Below are 18,137 nucleotides of genomic sequence, written 5' to 3'. Positions count from 1 at the left end.
TCAACACCCCCTTTTCTCCGCGTGAACTCGACAGGAGATCCGGCCGCCGGACGGCCTTACACCGCCCTCGGGCGTGCGGCGCCGCCGACTTCTCCTGTGTTGTTCACCGAGGGGCGACGGGAGGGGGCGACCGCTCAGTCGGAGGAGGCCGGCAGCAGTCGCTCCGGGGTCCAGGGGAGGCGCCGCTGGGCGGCGAGAACATCCCGTGCCGCCGCCGCGACCTCCCCCGCCGCGGCGCGGCGGGGCGTCGCGGCGGCGAAGTACTCCTCGCACAGCTCGGCCGCACGGTCCCGCAGTCGGGACACGTCGACGCCGGTGACCACCCCGTCGTCGACCACGATGCGCCCGCCGACCATGACCGTGCGCACGTCCCCGGCGCGCGCGGCGGTCACGATCTGGTTCACGAGGTCGATCCCCGGGGTGAAAGCCGCGGCGCCGAGGTCCCAGAAGACGAGATCCGCGGCGTAACCCGGGGCGATGCGCCCGGTCACCTCACCGAGCCCCACGGCCGCGGCGCCTCCCGCGGTCGCGGCCCGCAACACCTCGCCGGGGGTGAGCCACTCGTGCGCGGGACGATCGAACACGTGACTCACCGACGACGTCAGTTGCACGGCGTGCAGCATGTCCAACGCGTCGGCGGAGTTCGCACCATCGGTGCCCACGGCCAGCGTCGCACCGGCCTCCACCAGCGCACGGGAATCCTGCAGCCCCGAGCCGAGCCGCATGTTGCTGCCGGGCACCGTCACGACGTCCACACCACCGGTGGCCAGCAGCCGCGCGTCGGCACCGTCGATCCACACCGCGTGCGCGACCGTCACCCCGGGCCGCAGCATGCCGCGCGCATCGAGCTCCGCCGTGATCGAGCGTCCGTAGCGTTGCGCGCCCGCGCGGGCCTGCGGCTTGGATTCGGCCAGGTGCATGTGCAGGCGCACCCCCGTTTCCCGCGCGAGACGGTCCAGCCCGGCGAGCAGCTCGTCCGAGCAGTGTGCGGGAATCGTCGGTGCCACCGCGGGGGCGAGCATCGTCCGATCGTGGGGCCAGCGCTCGATCAGACCGGCACATGCCGCGATGATGTCCGCCGCGGCGGGCAGGCTGGACGCCGCCGCGGTCGCGGGGTGGCCGCAGGAGGCGAGCGCGGGCAGCGCCTCGTACAGCGAGCGGTCGGCCACCATCGGCGCGAGGGTCGCGCGCACGCCGACGTCGCGGTAGGCCTCGGCCGTGGCGAGGAAGCCGTCCGCGTCGACATCGGGGAAGCGGTACACCAGGTCGAACAGTGCCGTGCAGCCCGAGGCGACCAGCTCGGTGGCCACCAGGAGCGCGCTGATGCGGGTGAGCTCGACCGAGCGCTCCGCGCCGGTCCACGGGCCGTTGATCAGCGAGTGTTCCAACGTCCAGTCCCGGGCGATGCCGCCGAGGATGCCGGTGTGCGAGTGGGTGTGCCCGTTCACGAAACCCGGCGCGACGAGGCGTCGTCGCGCATCCAGGCGCGCCGCGTCGACCCCGGCGAACGGGTCCTCACCGTGGCCGCGGTCGCGGATCTGGGCGATCATCCCGTCTTCGATCAACAGGTCGGCGTGGACGACCTGCTCGGCGTCGGAGGAGAGCACCGCTCCCCCGTGCACGATCAGGCGACGCCGATCGGTCATCGCGAGCCGCCTGACGGAGCGGGGTGCTCGGTGCGCCAGTGCTCGGCGATCGCGGCGCGCGTGGTGATCCACACGCCGGAGTGAGTCTGCACGTGGTCGAGGAACCGGGCCAGGCCCGCGGCCCGCGCCGGATGTCCGCTGAGCCGCGGGTGGATGCTGACCATCATCATCCCGGGACTGTGCGCGCCTTCCGCGTACATCAGATCGAACGCGTCCCTCAGATAGGTGAAGGCGTCCTCGGAGGTCCCCCACCACCCTTTGGCGTACTTGTTGTCGTTGTTGGAGAAGGTGTGCGGGACGACGAGGTGGGGGCGGCCGGCGACCGGGGTCCAGTACGGCAGCTCGTCGTCGTACGCGTCGGAGTCGTATCCGACGCCGTGTTCGACCAACAATCGCCGGGTGGCCAGACTCGGCCCGTATCTGCAGTACCACCCGTCCGGGATGTCACCCCAGGTTCCCTCGAAGGAGGCCATGGCACGGCGCAGGTGCGATCGCTCCGTCTCCTCGTCCAGCAGGTAGTGGCGTGTGAAACGCCAACCGTGCCCGAGCAGATCGAACCCCGCCGCGCGGAAGCGTTCCGCGACGGCGGGATTGCGTTCGAGCGCCACCGCACACGCCGACAGGGTCCCGACCATCCCGCGCTCCTCGAGCAGGCGGAGCACCCGCCACACCCCGACGCGTGCACCGTAGGCCATCAGCGACTCCGCGGCGAGATCCCGCCCGGGCACGTCGGCGCCGGCGGGCACACCGTCGGTCAGAGGTGCCTCGCTGTGCGCGAAGCCGTCGGGGACGGACTCCTCCGCACCGGCCTCGTAGTTCACCGTGAGGTTCAGCGCGACACGCGCACCCTCCGGCCATCGAGGATCGGGGCGGTCGGGTCCGTAGCCGACGAGGTCACGCATCGGGCCGCCCCACCTCCACCAGTTCGGGGGTGTCGTACGCGCGGTAGCTGTCGAAGAAGGCATCGGCGTCCTCGACGAACAGGGATCGGCTGACGGCGTCGCCGAGGCGCCTCGCGCCGGCACCGAGTCCAGAGTTCATGTTCCCGTTCAATCCCATCGACAGCCGCGCACCGTAGGTGAAATCGTAGACGCGCGAGACCCAGGCGTCGGCGGGATCGCGCGGGAGGAACTCGAACCCGGACCCGAGATAGGGGTACTCGGCCAGCGCGTCGTCCTTCCACTCGTCGGGCGCCTGGTAACGATCGCGCCAGCGCGCGATCCGCGGTGCGAGCTCGGCCAGCTCGGGCCGCACCTCGAGTTCGACCGAGGGCCCGGTGCCGGCGATGACATGGTCGAACCGGAACGTCCCGGTCGGGGTGCGGACCTCGATCTCGCCATCGACGAGGGCGACGGACTCCCAGGGCGATGAGACGTGCCAGGAGAACTGCGCGAACCGTGCACACCGGTCCCAGGTGTACTGCGGCACCGGCTGGTTCGTCTGCTGGAAGCGGGCCGTGAACCGCCACTTGTCATCGTCCGACAGGTCGGGGAAGTGTGCCCCGAAGGCGTAGAACTCCATCCAACGGAACGGGTTGACCCGGGGGATCTCGGCGCGTCGGTAGAAGAGGTCGACGCTGTGCGCCCCCGTCTCCAGCGCCTCGCCGGCGTAGTCGAAGGCCGAGGCGCCGCCACCGAGCACGCCGATGCGCTTGCCACGCAGGGTCTCGGTGTCCAGCGGGGCGCCGGTGTGGTCGTACCGGTCCTCGGGCAGGTTCTCGGCGATGATGCCGGGGACGCTCCACCGGCCGTTGCCGGCCATCCCCGTCGCGAGGATGACGCGGCGCGCCCAGGTCCGTCCGATCTCCCCGTCCGGACCGACCGCCCGCACCTCCATGAGGTCGCCGTCGGGTCGGATACCGGTCGCGCGCACCCCGTTGCGCACGGGCGCGGCGGTGACCCGACGGAACCAGCCGAGATACTCCTGCCAGTGCTCCTTCGGGATGAACCGCAGCTGCTCCCACGCCGTGTCCCCGTAGCGTGCGCGGTACCAGGCCTCGGGGGTCAGCGACGGCACCCCCTGGTCGGGTCCGGTCAGGTGCTTGGGGGTGCGCAACGTCCGCATCTTGGCGTAGGTGACCCACGGCCCCTCACGCCCCTCCTCCGCCTCGTCCCACACTTCGACCTCGGTGACGGCGCGGCGCCGGAGGGCGAACGCGAGCGCGAGCCCGGCCTGACCCGCGCCGATGATGAGCACGTCGAGCACGCGACGGTCGGGGGTCGACCGTGAACGCACCCACTCCGGGGTCGGGTAGGAGGTCAGCGCGATGTCGCGGGCCACCTCGGCTTCGAGGCGCCGCAGTCGATCGTCGGCGCTCACCGCTGCAGGAGCGCGGTCAGGTCGCGCACGTCCGCGACGCTCTGGATGTCGGCGACCATGTCGACGATCGCCTGCGCCCGCCCACGGTCCCACGACGCGAACTCGGCGCACTCGTGGAACTTCGCCGCGACCTCCGAGTAGTCCATCGGATCGGCGGGGCTCCCCTTGCCGAAGGCGGCGCGTCCGGACACCGTGCGGCCGTCGGTCAGCTCGATGTCGATGATCGTGGTCATCTTCGCGTAGCCGTCCGCCTCCGCCTCCGGGTGCACACCGAACTCCACCTTGCCCAGCGCCTCCTGGACGTCGGGGCGCAGGACGACCTCGTCGGTGAACTCGTTGAGTCCGGCGCGGCGCTCCAGCAGCAGGATCGCCATGCAGAACTCCATCGAGAACTTGGCCTGCAGCTCGTTCACGGGACGGTGGTGGATGAGGGCGTTGGGCATGTTGTGGTTGGTCCCCACGCGCACACGGACCACGTCCTCCATGCGGATGTCGTGTGCGTGGATCAGGCGCAGCATCTCGGTCATGCCGGGGTGGGTGAGCGAGCCGGAGGGATGGGGCTTGATCGACACCCCGGGGCTGTCGAAGGTCCACGGCGACCCCAGGGTGCCGCGGATGGCGCCCTCGTCGTACCCGCCACCGGCGGCCTGGAAGAAGCCGCGCGGAGCCTCGAGGATCTCCGGGCTGGCGCTCCAGCCGGCGCGGGCGAAGTCGGTGGCCACGACCCCCGATTCGGACGAGCGGCCGGCGTGGAACGGCTTGGTCATGGTGCCGAAGTTCTCGCGCAGGCCCGCCGACTGGCTGCCGGCGATCGACAGGGCACGCTGGGTCTGCTCGACGGTGAGCCCCCGCAGGCGGCTCGCGGCGGCGGCGGACCCGAAGGTGCCGCATGTCGCGGTCGCGTGGAACCCGTGCTGGTAGTGGCGGGGCGAGATCGCCTCGGCGATCTTGCACTCCAGGTCGACGCCGACCAGGTAGGCCATGAGCATGTCGGCGCCGGAGAGCCCGAGCTGCTCCGACACCGCCAACGCCGAGGGGAGTACCGGGGCGGTGGGGTGGGTGAGGAGGCCGTAGACGCGGTCCTCGGCGACGGCGAGTTGCGTGTCGTCATAATCGTCGGCGTGGATGGCGACGCCGTTGGCGAAGGCGGCGAAGCGCGGGGCGGCACGGAGCCCCGTGCCGATCACGGTGGTCTCGCCGCTCCCGGTGACGCCCGTGGCGGCGAGGTAGTCGTGCACGATCTCGCCGGATTCGGCGACCGATCCCGACAGCGCCAACCCGAGACCGTCGAGGATCGACGCGCGGGCCAGGTCCCCGACCCGGTCGGGCACGCTCGAGGCCTCGGTGTCGAGGACGAAACGAGCCGCTTCCGCCGTGAGGTCGACGCCCTTGGTCGGGTCGATCGTCGGGGTGAAGGAAACAGGGGAGGTCATGAGGTGGATCCTTGTCTGTCGGTGCGTGCGGAAAGGGGGAACGGGTCGCCCCGCAGGGCGGAATCGATGGTGTGGGCCGCGGCGAGCAGGCGACGGTCCTCGCCGTCGGCGCCGAGCAGTTGCAGTCCCAACGGCAGACCGTCGACCGCGAGGACGGGCAGCGAGACCGAGGGGATACCGAGGTAGCTGGCGGTCGCCGGCATGGTGCGGCTGCCGGTGCGCGCGTGGCCGACCGGCGCGGGCCCGGTCGTCGAGAGGGTCGCCACCACGTCGACGGCACCGGCGAGCCGGGCGTGGGCCTCGCGCAGTCGCCGCCGGAGCTCGTGCGCCTCGGTGATCTGTGCGTCCGTGAGCGAGCCGGCCCGTCTGACCAGTTCGGTCAGACGGGGGTCCGTCTCGGGGTCCGGGGGTGCCAGGTGAGGGGAGATGTGGCGTGCGGCCTGGGCCGCGAACAGGTCGAACATGCGCTCGGTCGACCCCGGGACGAGGCTCTGGAATGCGGCGAGCGCGTCGTCCGCCGCGCCGGTGAGCGGGCGCGCCCCGGCGTCGGCCAGTCGTCGACGCGCGAGTTCGAGCGCGTGCCACGCGGCCGGGCCGGCCTCGTCCCCGCCGTCGAGCACGACCCAGCCGATCCGCAGTTCGGCAAGGAGCGGCCTCGGATCCGGGGCGGCGTGACCGGTGAGGACGGCGTCGACCCGGTCGATGTCCTGCAAGGATGCGGCGATGAGACCGACGTCGTCGAGGGTCTCGGCGACCGGATGCACACCGCCCATCGGATAGCGTCCGTGGGTGGGTTTGAGCCCGTAGGCCCCGCAGTAGGAGGCGGGTCGGATCGTGGAGGCACCGGTCTGGGTGGCCAGCGCCACCGGCACGAATCCCGCCCCCACCGCGGCACCGGATCCGGCGGAGCTGCCGCCCGGGGTGTGCCCCAGGGCGTGCGGGTTCCGCGTGGGCGTGGTCGTGCCGCACGCGAAGGGCGTGCTCGTGGTCATCCCCACCACGGTGGCGCCGGCGTCGACGAGACGCTGCACGACATCGGCGTTGCGGGCCGGGCGACGTCCGCGCGCACGGGCGGACCCCCACTCGGTGGGGTGGTCGGCGCTGTCGATGATCTCCTTGACCGCGACCGGCATCCCGCCCAGTGCGCCGCCTCGGTCGTCCTCGACGGTCCGCAGGCGTGCGGTGTCGTGATGGGTGAACGCGCGCACCTCCGGCTCGTACCGGTCGATGCGCTCGGCGCTCTCCCGCGCATAGCGCGTCGCCCCGGTCGGCCCGGTCCACGGTCGCAGCACGGCGCGCTGGTGCGCGACGCTCACGCCGGCACCTGTGCGCGGTACCACGCGGCCATCTCGGCGGATGTGACCGGGCGGCACTCCGGGGTCTGCATGATGAGGTCGACGATCCGCTCGAGCTCGGCGATGCGGTGCGGCACCCCGACGATGTGCGGATGCAGTCCGATCGGCATGACCACCGCGCCCCGGGGCGCCTCGGCACGTAGCCGCGTCAGGGTCCGTTCGACCCGGGCCAGCAGGGCACCGTCGGGCTGGTGCTGCACCTGGTAGACGGTGACGTCGTTGTTCTCGACGGTGTACGGCAGTCCGAGCATGCGGCGGGGCCCGGCGTCGAGCCAGACCGGCCGGTCGTCGATCATCCAGTCGTGGGAGTACTCGATACCGGCCTCCGCCTGCAGGCGCAGCGTGTCGTCGGTCTGGTTCATGCCCGGGCTCAGCCACCCTCGTGGGCGGCGACCGAAGCGGGACGACAGCTGGTCGATCGCCTGCGCGATGGCCGCCCGTTCGTCGGGGACACCGTGCACGCTCTGCTGCCGCACCCCGTGGGCGAGCACCTCCCAACCTTCACGCTCGATGAGGTCGGCGGCAGCGGGGTACTCGGGTACGACGGCGGAGTTCACCGCCGCGGAGACCCGTCCCCCGAGGGGGGCCAGAGCCTGCGCGACGCGGTGCAGTCCGGCACGGAGCCCGTAGAGGACCCAGGAGTGATTGGCCACGTCGGGAACCACCGTCATCCCGTGCGGCGGCGGCAGCACGGCGCGCGGCATCGGCGCATCGAGGCTCCAGTGCTCGACGTTGACGACGAAGGGCACGAGGATCGACGCCCCCTCCAGCGGCGCCAGGGCGGTGCCCGCTGCGGCCATCTCGAATGCCGCGGGGGCGCGGCGCGGGGCGGTCACGCCGCTCCCCGTCGTGTGGCCCATCGCAGCAGCACCTCGTCGTCGCCGGGCATCCCCAGCAGCGACACCCCCACGGGGGCGCCGTCGACGATCCCGGTCGGGACCGACAGCTGCGGCATCGCGCACAGCGACGCCGGAACGACCAGGGGGAGGTTGCGTGTGCGGTAGTCCATGAGCTCGTCGAACGACGCGGTCCGCAGCGGCGCCGGACCGACCGCGGTCGGAAGCACCAGCAGGGCGTCCTCCATGTGGTCCGACAGCGCGTTCGCGAGCGCGTGGCGCGCCGTGTCGGCGACGGCGACCTGCGCGTCGTCGACCTGCCCGGCGGCGAGGATGCGATCACGGATGCCCTCACCGAGCGGCGGGTCCTCGGTGAGCACCCACTCCCCGTTGCTCTCCCACAGCTGCCGGCTCATCAGTGGCCAGAACGTGTCCACGAGGTCGGCGGGGGTCACGCCCTCCGGACAGACCCGTCGGGTCTCGAGCTCGAGTCCCCACAGCCGCGACCATCGTGCCGCGGTGCGGTGCACGAGCGCCACGGTGTCGGGATCGGCGGGTGCGAGCAGGTCCTCCGCGACGATCAGACGCGTGATGTGCCGCGGTGCGGCCGACGTGTCCACGAGCGCCTCCAGCGCCGCCGCGATCACGTCGGTGCGGCGTGCGAGCAGGGAGACGGTGTCGAAGCCGGGCGCCATCGGACGCACTCCCTCCAACGGGATGCGGCCGTGCGTGGTACGCAGACCGAACAGTCCGCAGAACGACGCGGGGGTGCGTACCGACCCGCCGGTGTCGGTACCCAGTCCGAGCGCGGCGTCTCCGGCGGCGACCGCCGATGCCGCTCCGCTGGAGGACCCCCCGGGAACGCGGTCCAGCGCGGCGGGGTTCCACGGGGTCCCGAAGTGGGAGTTGACCCCGAACATCCCCGCGGCCAGTTCGTCGGTGGCGGTCTTGCCCATCACCGTCGCACCCGCCGACAGGAGCCGCGAGACGGCGACGGCGTGCGAGCGCGCCGGTGACCCGTCGAAGGTCAGCGCTGGGTTGCCGGCGCCGGTGACCCGGCCGGCGACGTCGTAGAGGTCCTTCACGGCCACGGTGACACCCCGCAGGGGACCGTCGTCGACTTCGGTGAGCGTGAACTGCCCGCCGGGGCTGAAGTAGGAGCCGTCATGGATCATCGTCCGACCGTGCTCTCCCTCAGGTGCCGACGGAGACCGCCGACGATGTGGTCGGCGGCCCGGCGGCGGGCCGCTTCGGCATCCCCGTCGATGACCGCCGCCGCGATCGCCTCGTGCTCCTCGAGCGACGACGCGACGTTCTCGCTCACCGTCAACGCACGGGCGCGGAACAGGCTGATCTCCCGGGAGATCGCCTCGTACTGTCGCAGCAGGCGCGGATTGCCCGAGGCGGTCAGCAGCGCGCGGTGGAAAGCGCGGTTGAGTTCGTAGTACGCCTCGGAGTCGTCGCGCTCGAAGGCCGCGCGCATCGAAGCCAGCAGATCGCGCAGCTCGATCTCGGCGGTGGCCTGCCGCCGGGTGGCCGCGAGCTGGCAGGCCAGCCCGAACAGGGCGGAGCGCACCTCGTAGAGGTGGCGGGCGTCATCTTCGCTCACGGTGCGCACGAACGCACCCCGGTTCGGATACTGCACCACCAGTCCGTCGCGGGCGAGGGCGGTGATCGCCTCCCGCACAGGGCCGCGGCTGACCCCGAGCCGCTCGGCGAGCTGGACCTCTGCCATGCGGTCGCCCGGTGCGAGTTCACCCGAGGTGATGAGCCGCTCCAGCTGGTGACGCACGATCGCGGGGCGCCCGACGGCCACGGTGTCAGTCACGGGCCTCGTCCTCGAGGTCGTAGCCGGCCAGGAAGTCCCGCACATCGGACTCGGCCCGCGCGAACGGATAGTTGCGGTGCGCGTAGTTCTTCACCACGGCGGGGGATCCGGAGTAGAACCGCTCGTATTGCACGTGCCGGCCGGCGAACTCCGTGCCGACCGCATCCCAGACGAGCTTGAACAGCTTCACCCGCTCGTCGAGGCCGTTCTCCCCCGACCCCATCAGGCGCTGCATGGACGCCCGCTCGGTGGGATCGCGCAGGTCCGCGACCGAGGCGGGGAGCTGGATCACACCGCCACCGACCAGTTCACCGAGCAGCTTGATCGCGCGGGGGTAGACGTCGGTCTGCATCCCGAGCGCGGCGTAGAGGAATTGGCCGTCGGGGCGCACGACGCCGACATCGTCGACTTTCGCCCGGGCGTACGCCGATTCGACGAAGGCCTCGATCGTGGTCGCGATCATCGAGATGTCGGCCACGGCATTGCGCACCGATTCGGACTTCTCGCGCCCGTTCGCCTTGGCGGCGAGCGAGGCGAGCCCGGTGATGAACCGGAGCTTGGCCGACAGTCGGATGATCGCCTGGATGTTGCCGAGCTGGTGCGCGGCGGTGTCGAAGAACTGCGCCTGCAGTCCGGCGCGGTCCCCGACCAGGAACACGCGCTCCCACGGGATGACGACCTGGTCGAAGGTCACCATCGCGTCGGATTCGTCGAACCGCGCGGCGAGGGGATAGTCGAAGGGCGATCCGAGCGTGGCGTAGGGCCGCCGCGAGATCAGGCGAAGACCCGGGGCGTTCAACGGCACCACGAAGGACAGCGCGCGGCGTTCCTCCCCCGGTGCGAGCGGACGCACGCACGTGACGAACAGCTCGTCCGCGACCGCACCCCCACTGGCGAGCATCTGGGCACCGTCGACGACGATTCCCTCGGGGCCCTCGTCGACGACCTCCACGGGCCGCACGTGGGACGTGGGGTCGGCGGGGTTGGCCTGCGGAGGGACGATGGCGTTGGTGATCCACAGGGAGCGCGACGCGGCGTACTCGTGGAATTCCACCACCTTGCCGCTGTGCGGGCGCTCGGTGTCGTGGAACAGCTCGGGCTTGCTCGCGAACCCGGCGAGGAGACCCGACACGTGGTCGGCTCCGCGTCCGATGAAACCGTGGGTCGCCTCCGACCACTCCTCGAGCGCGGCTCGTCGGGCGTCGCTGGCCTCGGACGTTCGGGGGATCGCGTAGATCAGGTGGCGACCGGTCTCCGGGTCGAGGAGTCGACTCTCGGAGCGCAGCGCCTGGTCGTAGAGCGCGGCGGTCGTCTGCGCGACCCCGGTGAAGGCCGGGTCGACCGCCACGTTCTCGACCCGTCGACCGTCCACCCGGATGTCGCGTCCGTCCGAGAGCGCGTCGAGGTATTCCTGACCGGTGCGCATTGCCACCTCTTTCGATTGTTGACAATCTGAGCGTAGGGCGGCCGTGTTTCTTCGGTGTTACAGCGGAGTATCACCTCGAAGCACGGGATTTTTCGCGGATTTCGGCAGAGATGTCGAGCACGTTTTGTCGACAATCTGCGTGGCTCAGGTTGCGAGGAGGAAGTCCTGCGCCGGGCCCGCGAAGACTTCCTCGGGCGAAAAGTCCTGCTCGATGAGCCGGTCGCGCCGCAGGTAGTCCAGCAGCGTCGCCACCGTGTGCCGGTTCGCCGCGAAGCCCATCGGCCACGGGTCGCCACCCATCAGGTCCTCCGACTCGCGCAGCGACTCCAACTGCCACGGCAACATCGTCGACAGGGCCGTCGAGTCCCACAGGTCGGCGCGGGCGAGATCCTGCGCGTCGCGGAACGCGCGGTACAGCTGGGGGATGAGCTCCGGCGACGCCTCGGCGATGTGCCGCTTGACGCCCACGAGGTGCATGGGCGGGAAGATGCCGGTTCGGCGGAAATACCCCAGCTCCTCCTCCTGCGGGCGCTCGAACAGGCGCGTGACGCGATCGGAGGGCCACGTGGACGGGGCCCGCGCGGTGTAGAGGGCGTCGATCTCGCCGTCGGCGAGTAGCTGCGCGAGCGAGGCGTCGCCGCGCCGCTCCACGGTGAACTGCGGCGGGTAGAACTGCGGGTGCTCCTCCCCCGCCCGGGCCTGCTCGAGACCGCCGGTGACGTACACCGGCGCGACGCGGTCGAGACCGTAGTGATCCTGCAGGATGCCGCGCAGCCAGACCGCGGCGGCCATGTCGAACACCGGCACCCCGACCCGTCGACCCGCGAGGTCGGCCGGGGAGGAGATGCCGGCATCGGCGTTGACGAATACGCACGAGAGGCGGAAGTGCCGCGAGGGGAACACCGGCAAGGCGACGTAGGGGTTCTCATCGCCCTCCTCCATGAGGCGGACGAACGTCGCGATCGGCAGCTCGACGCAGTCGAAGGTGTGGTCGACGAGCTGCTGGTTGAACAGCGCCTGGGTCGGCAGCAACGACACCTCGACGTCGACGGGGGTCTCGGGTGACCCGACCCGGACGCGCCCGTCGGCGAGCGGGCGGACCCGATCCATGCGGGACAGTCCTATCGTGAGCGTCATGACACAGCCTTTCTGCGGCGCGCCAGTCGCGCGCCGATGCGTTCTTTGAACGAGGTCGCGAACCGCGGATCGAGCTCCCACTCGATGGGGACGACGTTGGGGATGCGCCCTTCCCAGCCGTCCGGCAATCGGGCGGCGTTGTTGACGACGACCACGTCCACCCCCTCGAGCCTCGACGAGTCGTCGACGCCGATGTGGAAATGCTCGATCGGACCCGAGAAGTACTGACCGACCACGGCGGCCATCCACGACACGCCCCTCGCCGTGGGCGCGGCCACCACGAGGCGCCGCGCATGGCGCAGGTTCACGAGTTGGCGCAGCGCCGACTGCGAGGCGACGAAGGTGATCTCGACGACGTTGTCGAAGTCCGACACGACATCGCTGAGGTCGTTGAGGTGGAACACCGGCGTCGTGACGATGTCGAACTCGTCATCGAGGGTGCGACCCCACGCGTCGGCGAGCAGGACCGGCTGCATCTCGAACCCCGACTCCCGCCGCACCAGCGAATGCATGTGCTGCAGGTCGCGTCTGTTGCACTCCACGAAGGCGATGCGCGGAGCCACCTCGAGCTCGTCGACCGCGTCGGCGATGAGGGCGCGGATCTCCTCGAGGGGGACACCCGAGCGCCAGGCCCGCCGCAGCACCCGACGGATCTCGTCACCGATCTCGCCGCGTGAGTCCACCACCGGCGTGCCGACGGTCGCGACGTACGTACCGGTTCGCGGGACAGTCCGCACGAGACCCATCTCGGCCAGGCGTCGCACCGCACGGTCGACCGTGGACGGGTTCGAACCGAGCTCGCCCGCCAGGCGACGACACGAGGGCAGACGCGACCCACGGGCGTAGTCGCCGGCGCCGATGCGGTCCAGGATGATGCGGTAGACGTCGTCGACCCCCATGGGCTCCAAAGGCATGGTCACCCCCGCTCCCCCACCAGAACGAGGTTCGGTGCGGCGACCCCGCCGTCCCGGACCCGGTCGAAGCCGGCCTCGCGCAACAGCTCGGCCACCTCGCCGGCGCGGCGGGCGCGACCGGGCGTCTCGATCTGCATCATGAGGTCGAACATCGCGCCGAGCGGTGCCGGCGCGTCTCCGGGGATCTCGAGGACCACCACGGCACCCCCGGGGCGCAGCGCGTCACGGGCGCCGGCCAGGACCGTGCGGACGTCGGCGTCGTCGAGATCGTGCAGGAGATGCGACATCAGCACGGTGTCGGCCGAACCCGGCGCGACACCCAGGGCGGGCACCGTGAGCATGTCGGCCGCGACGACCTCGATGTCCGCGCGCGCGGCCAACTCGTCGCGGCACCAAGCGGCGACCTGAGGCAGCTCGACCAGTCGCACGTGTGCGCCGTGGTCCGCGAGCGGGACCGCATACGATCCCAGCCCGCCGCCGGCATCGACGACGGCGCGACCGGCGCCGAGCTCGGCGATGCCGGTCAGGTCGGCGCCGATCATCCGCGCGAGGGTGACCAGTGCACGCAGGAACGTGCGGGAGGATGCCGGGTCGTCTTCGAGTCGTCGCCGCCAGGAGGGGATCGTCGGTGCCCCGGTCCGGACCGTCTCGTCCAGTCGCTGCCACTGCCCCGCCAGGTAGTCCTCCTTGGCGGCCAGGTCGCTCAGGGCGCCACCGCGGGCCAGCTGGGCGGCGGCACCGCGCCGTCGGTAGGTCGGCGCGGTGCCGGAACCGTCTCGTGCGAGAAGCGACATGTCCGCCAGCGCGTCCAACAGCGTGCGGGTCGGCGCCTCGGCCGTACCGCACACACGCGCGACGGCGGAGGCGGTCATCGCCGCCTCGCCGATCGCGCCGAACACGTCGACACGCACGGCGGTGGCGATCACCGCGGAGCGCTGGTAGGCGGTGACGGCGTCGAGCACGCCGTAGGCGTCCATCCCGTCCTCGGTCCCCTCGGTCATCGCGACCCCTCCCCTCTGCGCACGCTCACGCGCCGCGCCTCATCTGCAGGTACGTCTTCATCGCCGACCACAGCCCTCCGACCTCCCCCGCGACGGAGCGTAGCCGCGCCCCCGCCGACGGGCGGGCGTCGAGGTCGTGCAGCAGTGCCGTGGCCGCGGCACGCCCCGAGACCCCGGACAGGCCACCGCCGGGCGGGGTGCCGGCGCCGGTGAGGTACAGCCAGGGCACCTCGGTGCGGTGCCCGGCGGCCCCCGGCGGTCGCCACCCGAACATCTGGTCGAGGGTCAGATCGATGTGGTTCGGGTTGCCGGTGCCGCCGATGCGTTGCATCCATGTGCGCGGGCCGGTCACGGTCACCTCGGCCCCCTCGCCGGCCAGGTCGACATCCAGCTGCGACGACACCGTCTCGATCACAGACTGCGCCGCGCGCTCCTCGGCGCGTTCGGTCCAGGCTCCGGATGCGCGCCGCAGCGGCACCACGGTGCTGATCCACGTCGCACTGCCGGGGCCGCCGTCCTGGTCGACACCGGTGACCATCGCCCACGGGCGTCGCGGCGCGCGTCCGGCGACGATGTCCCCGAACCCGCGGCGCAGATCGTCCAGTCCGGCCTGGACGAAGGTGATCGCCTCGTCACCACCGGGCAGTCGGGGACCGGCCCCGGGTCGGGCGATCGAGAGGGTCATCTCGGCGACGTTGAACGAGCCCGACACCAGGGTGCGCGCCGAGGCCGCCGTCGCGTCGGGGACGCGATCGAGCAGCGCGGTGGTGCGCCCGAGGTCGAGGGAGGACACGACACGGTCGACGACGACGCCCTCGCCGTCGGAGGTGTCCACGCGCACACCATCCCGGGTCTGGGTCATCGCGGTCACCGAGGCTTCTACACGCACGTGGCCGCCGGCCGCCTCCAGCGCGGCGCGCAGGGCGTCCGCGAGCGCTCGGGACCCGCCGACCGGACGGACGCCCGGCTCGCCGTGACCGGCGGGAAGGAGGAGCCCCATCGCCCCGCTGCCGGGGGCCCACGGCGGCAGTTGACTGTGGGCGGCGTACAGTCCGAGCGCCGCGCGGGTGCGCGGATCGTCGAGACCGTCCGCGATGACGCGTTCGGCCGACATCAGGACGGTGCGGAACAGGTCGTCGCCTCCGCGCAGCGACGACAGCATCGCGGCCAAGCTCGTCGGTGTCGGTGGCTGCGCGAACATGTCGACGGCGTCGAAGAGCATGCGGGCCCGCGAGACGAGGGCGAGGTACCGGTCACGGTCGGCGCCGAGTCCGTCGGCGGTCTGCGCGGCGTCGGCGGTGAACAGGCGGTCCTCACCGTCGACGCGGAACGCCGACAGCAGCTCGCGCTCCCGCCACGTCAGACCGAACCGCTCCAACCCGAGCTCGCCCGCGATCGCCCGCATCCCGCCGTGGTCGATGGCGCCGCGTTCGATCACGACACCCGACGGCGTGCGCTGGGTCCACAGGCACCCGCCGACCTCGGCGGCCTGTTCGAGGACGGTGACCTCGCATCCCGCGCGGGCGAGCAGCACGGCGGCGACCAGGCCGTTGTGTCCGCCGCCGACGACGGCGACGCGGGTGGCATCGGACGAACCGCTCACAGCACCGACCTCCCCTCGCGGGCGAGCCGGCTGTCGCGCGCGATGTGGCGTGCCAGCGGACGGCTGCGCGCGATCTGCGCGACCTCGTCGACGCTCACGCAGCGGTGGTCGTCGACGACACGCCGTCCGTCGACCCACACCGCCGCCACCGACCGAGGCGAGGCCCCGTAGACGAGCTGACCGTAGGGATCGTGCAGCACGGACACATCGACGGTGTCCTGGTAGAGGACCACGTCGGCCCGCTTGCCCGGTTCGATACTGCCCACCAGGTGCGACAGACCGAGCGCCCGGGCTCCGTCGATGGTGGCCATCTCGAACACGGTCCGCGCGTCGATGACGCTCGGGTCCAGGGCATGCACCTTCTGCAACAGCGCGGCCGACTTGACCGCCTGGAGCATGTCCTGAGAATCGTTGGAGGCGGCACCGTCGGTTCCGATGCCGACCGCGATACCCTCGCGGCGCAACGCCGAGACGGGGCACACGCCGGACCCGAGGATCATGTTGGCGACCGGGTTGTGCGCGACGGCCACCTCCCGTCGGGCAAGGAGGTCGATATCGGGGGCGGTGACCCACACGGCGTGTCCGGCGATGACCGGCCGACCGAGCACCCCGAGATGCTCGGCGTGCGGGATCGTCCGGCGTCCCCACCGTCCCGCCGCGGTGACCAGCTCCTCGCGGGTCTCGGCCAGGTGGGTGTGGACCGACCATCCGCCGCGTTCGCACGCGTCGACCCCGGCGGCGAGGAGGGCGTCGCTCTGTCCGAGCAGCGTGCCGATGCCGTAGCGGAAGGTCACAAGCTCCGTGGCCGCGGCCGCCGCGTGCAGCGCGTGATGCTCGTCGAGGATCTCCTCGACCTCGCCCCAGGGGCCGGCATCGGGGTCGGCGAGGTCCTCCGCGCCGAACGAGACCACCCCGCGCAGCCCCGCCCGTTCGAGCCCCTCGACCACACCGAGGCTGGCGAACGATCCGCGGTTGGCGTGGACGAACATGTCGTTCACGCACGTGACCCCGCTGAGCAGGAGCTCCACCGCCCGCAACGCGGTACCCTCGGCGGCGTCCTCGGCGGTGATCACATCGCCGACCGGGCCGACGATGTGCTGGCCCCACTCGAACAGCGTCAGTTCGGACCCCATACCGGTCGCGAGGGCCTCCGAGAGGTGGGTGTGGGTGTTGACCCAACCGGGGGCCACGATCCCGGTCCCGTCGCCGACGACCGGGACCTCTGGTGCGCGCGCGATGACATCCGCCGCCGGTCCCACATCGACCACGGCGCCCTCGCGGATGCGCACCGCACCGTCGCGCACCGCACCGGGTGCCGCCGCGGTCAGCACCCACGCGGCCCGGATCACGACGTCTTCGCGCATCGGCGGGTTCATCACGCGACCCCACCCGCACTGATGCCGATCCCGGCGGCGATGACTTCCCGCAGTGTGGCGGCGAACCGATCGATCTCGGCCTCGGTCACCACCAGCGGCGGGGTCACGCGCACGGTCCCGGCGGAGTTGAGCACCGATCCGACGAGCACGCCGCGCTCCTGCAGCGCACCGGCGACGGCGTTTCCGTCCCCGGCGACCTCGAACGCGCACCACAGCCCGCGCCCCCGCACGTCGACGATGCGTTCCGGGTACTCCGCCTGCACCTCGCTCATGCGCGCACGCAGGTGTTCCCCGCGTCGCGCGGACGCCTCGACGAGCCCATCGCGCACCATGACGTCGAAGGCCGCGATGCCGGCGGCGCACGACATCGGATTCCCGCCCATCGTCGTCAGGTGCGACAGCGGCGGGTCGACGAAGGTGTCGAAGATCTCCGAGGTCGACACGATCGCGCCCAGCGGCAGCCCCCCGCCGACGGCCTTGGCCATCGTGATGATGTCGGGCACGACATCCCAGTGCTGGTGGGAGAACCACTTCCCCGAACGCCCCATACCGCCCTGCACCTCGTCGACGATCAGGAGGGCCCCGGAACGGTCGGCCAGTGCCCGGAGGCCGGGAAGGAAGTCGTCGTCGGGCACCCGGATCCCGCCTTCACCCTGGATGGGTTCGACGATGACGGCGGCGGTGCGCTCGTCGATGGCCGCCGCGGCGGCGTCGAGGTCGCCGAAGGGCACGAACTCGACCTCCGGCAGGAGGGGTTCGAAGGGTCGCCGCCACTCCTCGCGCCAGCTCACCGACAGCGCGCCGAGCGTGCGGCCGTGGTACGAACGCTCGAAGGCGACGAACTTCGGTCGTCCGGTGTACTTGCGGGCGAGTTTGAGCGCACCCTCGGTCGACTCGGCGCCGCTGGAGGTGAGGTAGGCGACATCCAGTCCCGGCGCGGTCACCGAGGTGATGCGCTCGACCATCTCCACCTGTTCGGGGATGACGAAACGCCCGTACACGTTCACGTGCGCGTAGCGCCCGGCCTGCTCGGTGATGGCGGCCACCACGTCGGGGTGGGTGTGTCCGACGTTGGCCACGGCGATGCCGGAGGTCATGTCGAGGTAGTCGCGCCCGTCCGCGGCGGTGAGGGTGCAGCCGTGTGCGCGGGCCACGACGAACTCCTTGCGCCCGGGCACGGTCTGCGACAGATGCCGCGCGAACCGGTCGCGATAGGAGTCGATGCTCGCGTCGTCGAGGGGGGTCGTATCGCCCATCGGTCGT

The 18,137-nt window shown here is 71.7% G+C and carries 15 protein-coding genes; all 15 read right to left on the bottom strand.

The features are described from left to right. Positions 1-134: 134 nt before the first annotated feature. Entirely contained in the window at positions 135-1,646 is a 1,512-nt protein-coding gene (locus ABD204_RS05235) for an amidohydrolase family protein (protein WP_194423609.1), read from the bottom strand. Continuing rightward, a complete protein-coding gene (locus ABD204_RS05230; protein WP_194423608.1) occupies positions 1,643-2,548 on the bottom strand; it encodes a polysaccharide deacetylase family protein in 906 nt (301 codons plus the stop codon). Before ABD204_RS05230 ends, ABD204_RS05235 begins: the two co-directional genes overlap by 4 nt. Then, complete coding sequence (locus tag ABD204_RS05225; RefSeq protein ID WP_194423607.1) at positions 2,541-3,965, bottom strand: FAD-dependent oxidoreductase; 1,425 nt, start codon at positions 3,963-3,965, stop codon at positions 2,541-2,543. The genes ABD204_RS05230 and ABD204_RS05225 overlap by 8 nt, the downstream gene beginning before the upstream one ends. Continuing rightward, positions 3,962-5,398, bottom strand: coding sequence for an MmgE/PrpD family protein (locus ABD204_RS05220; RefSeq protein ID WP_194423606.1), 1,437 nt, complete (start codon positions 5,396-5,398; stop codon positions 3,962-3,964). Before ABD204_RS05220 ends, ABD204_RS05225 begins: the two co-directional genes overlap by 4 nt. Next, positions 5,395-6,714: an amidase family protein gene (locus ABD204_RS05215; RefSeq protein WP_194423605.1), complete on the bottom strand. Its 1,320-nt coding sequence runs from the start codon at positions 6,712-6,714 to the stop codon at positions 5,395-5,397. Before ABD204_RS05215 ends, ABD204_RS05220 begins: the two co-directional genes overlap by 4 nt. Continuing rightward, positions 6,711-7,589, bottom strand: a complete 879-nt coding sequence (locus tag ABD204_RS05210) for a polysaccharide deacetylase family protein (protein WP_194423604.1) — start codon at positions 7,587-7,589, stop codon at positions 6,711-6,713. The genes ABD204_RS05215 and ABD204_RS05210 overlap by 4 nt, the downstream gene beginning before the upstream one ends. Further along, on the bottom strand, positions 7,586-8,764 hold the full coding sequence (locus tag ABD204_RS05205) for an amidase (RefSeq protein ID WP_194423603.1): 1,179 nt from the start codon (positions 8,762-8,764) through the stop codon (positions 7,586-7,588). The genes ABD204_RS05210 and ABD204_RS05205 overlap by 4 nt, the downstream gene beginning before the upstream one ends. Then, positions 8,761-9,417 carry a GntR family transcriptional regulator gene (locus ABD204_RS05200; protein ID WP_194423602.1) on the bottom strand — a complete coding sequence of 219 codons (657 nt, stop codon included), beginning with the start codon at positions 9,415-9,417 and terminating at the stop codon, positions 8,761-8,763. The genes ABD204_RS05205 and ABD204_RS05200 overlap by 4 nt, the downstream gene beginning before the upstream one ends. After that, positions 9,410-10,843 (bottom strand): 4-hydroxyphenylacetate 3-hydroxylase family protein, encoded by a 1,434-nt coding sequence (locus ABD204_RS05195; protein ID WP_241747911.1) that lies wholly within the window; start codon positions 10,841-10,843, stop codon positions 9,410-9,412. The genes ABD204_RS05200 and ABD204_RS05195 overlap by 8 nt, the downstream gene beginning before the upstream one ends. 144 nt (positions 10,844-10,987) lie before the next feature. Next, positions 10,988-11,980 carry an ABC transporter substrate-binding protein gene (locus tag ABD204_RS05190; RefSeq protein ID WP_194423600.1) on the bottom strand — a complete coding sequence of 331 codons (993 nt, stop codon included), beginning with the start codon at positions 11,978-11,980 and terminating at the stop codon, positions 10,988-10,990. Further along, entirely contained in the window at positions 11,977-12,894 is a 918-nt protein-coding gene (locus tag ABD204_RS05185; protein WP_241747910.1) for a GntR family transcriptional regulator, read from the bottom strand. Before ABD204_RS05185 ends, ABD204_RS05190 begins: the two co-directional genes overlap by 4 nt. 2 nt (positions 12,895-12,896) lie before the next feature. Then, complete coding sequence (locus ABD204_RS05180; protein ID WP_194423598.1) at positions 12,897-13,895, bottom strand: methyltransferase; 999 nt, start codon at positions 13,893-13,895, stop codon at positions 12,897-12,899. Positions 13,896-13,920: 25 nt separating this feature from the next. After that, positions 13,921-15,498: a phytoene desaturase family protein gene (locus tag ABD204_RS05175; RefSeq protein ID WP_194423597.1), complete on the bottom strand. Its 1,578-nt coding sequence runs from the start codon at positions 15,496-15,498 to the stop codon at positions 13,921-13,923. After that, positions 15,495-16,862: an amidohydrolase family protein gene (locus ABD204_RS05170; protein WP_322597510.1), complete on the bottom strand. Its 1,368-nt coding sequence runs from the start codon at positions 16,860-16,862 to the stop codon at positions 15,495-15,497. Before ABD204_RS05170 ends, ABD204_RS05175 begins: the two co-directional genes overlap by 4 nt. Positions 16,863-16,873: 11 nt before the next feature. Beyond that, positions 16,874-18,130, bottom strand: a complete 1,257-nt coding sequence (locus ABD204_RS05165; RefSeq protein ID WP_194423595.1) for an aspartate aminotransferase family protein — start codon at positions 18,128-18,130, stop codon at positions 16,874-16,876. Positions 18,131-18,137 lie beyond the last annotated feature (7 nt).

It is taken from the genome of Microbacterium aquimaris, assembly GCF_039531285.1.
In the GTDB taxonomy this organism is placed as follows: domain Bacteria; phylum Actinomycetota; class Actinomycetes; order Actinomycetales; family Microbacteriaceae; genus Microbacterium; species Microbacterium aquimaris.
Note: the sequence above shows the minus strand (reverse complement) of the source record. Positions and strands in the feature narration are given on the sequence as shown.

Excerpts from the sequence above, each read along its gene's own strand:
- ABD204_RS05180 (WP_194423598.1), bottom strand. The coding sequence starts at position 13,895 with ATGACCGAGGGGACCGAGGACGGGATGGACGCCTACGGCGTGCTCGAC.
- ABD204_RS05220 (WP_194423606.1), bottom strand. The coding sequence starts at position 5,398 with ATGACCTCCCCTGTTTCCTTCACCCCGACGATCGACCCGACCAAGGGC.
- ABD204_RS05235 (WP_194423609.1), bottom strand. The coding sequence starts at position 1,646 with ATGACCGATCGGCGTCGCCTGATCGTGCACGGGGGAGCGGTGCTCTCC.
- ABD204_RS05190 (WP_194423600.1), bottom strand. The coding sequence starts at position 11,980 with ATGACGCTCACGATAGGACTGTCCCGCATGGATCGGGTCCGCCCGCTC.
- ABD204_RS05185 (WP_241747910.1), bottom strand. The coding sequence starts at position 12,894 with ATGCCTTTGGAGCCCATGGGGGTCGACGACGTCTACCGCATCATCCTG.
- ABD204_RS05165 (WP_194423595.1), bottom strand. The coding sequence starts at position 18,130 with ATGGGCGATACGACCCCCCTCGACGACGCGAGCATCGACTCCTATCGC.
- ABD204_RS05230 (WP_194423608.1), bottom strand. The coding sequence starts at position 2,548 with ATGCGTGACCTCGTCGGCTACGGACCCGACCGCCCCGATCCTCGATGG.
- ABD204_RS05170 (WP_322597510.1), bottom strand. The coding sequence starts at position 16,862 with ATGCGCGAAGACGTCGTGATCCGGGCCGCGTGGGTGCTGACCGCGGCG.
- ABD204_RS05195 (WP_241747911.1), bottom strand. The coding sequence starts at position 10,843 with ATGCGCACCGGTCAGGAATACCTCGACGCGCTCTCGGACGGACGCGAC.
- ABD204_RS05205 (WP_194423603.1), bottom strand. The coding sequence starts at position 8,764 with ATGATCCATGACGGCTCCTACTTCAGCCCCGGCGGGCAGTTCACGCTC.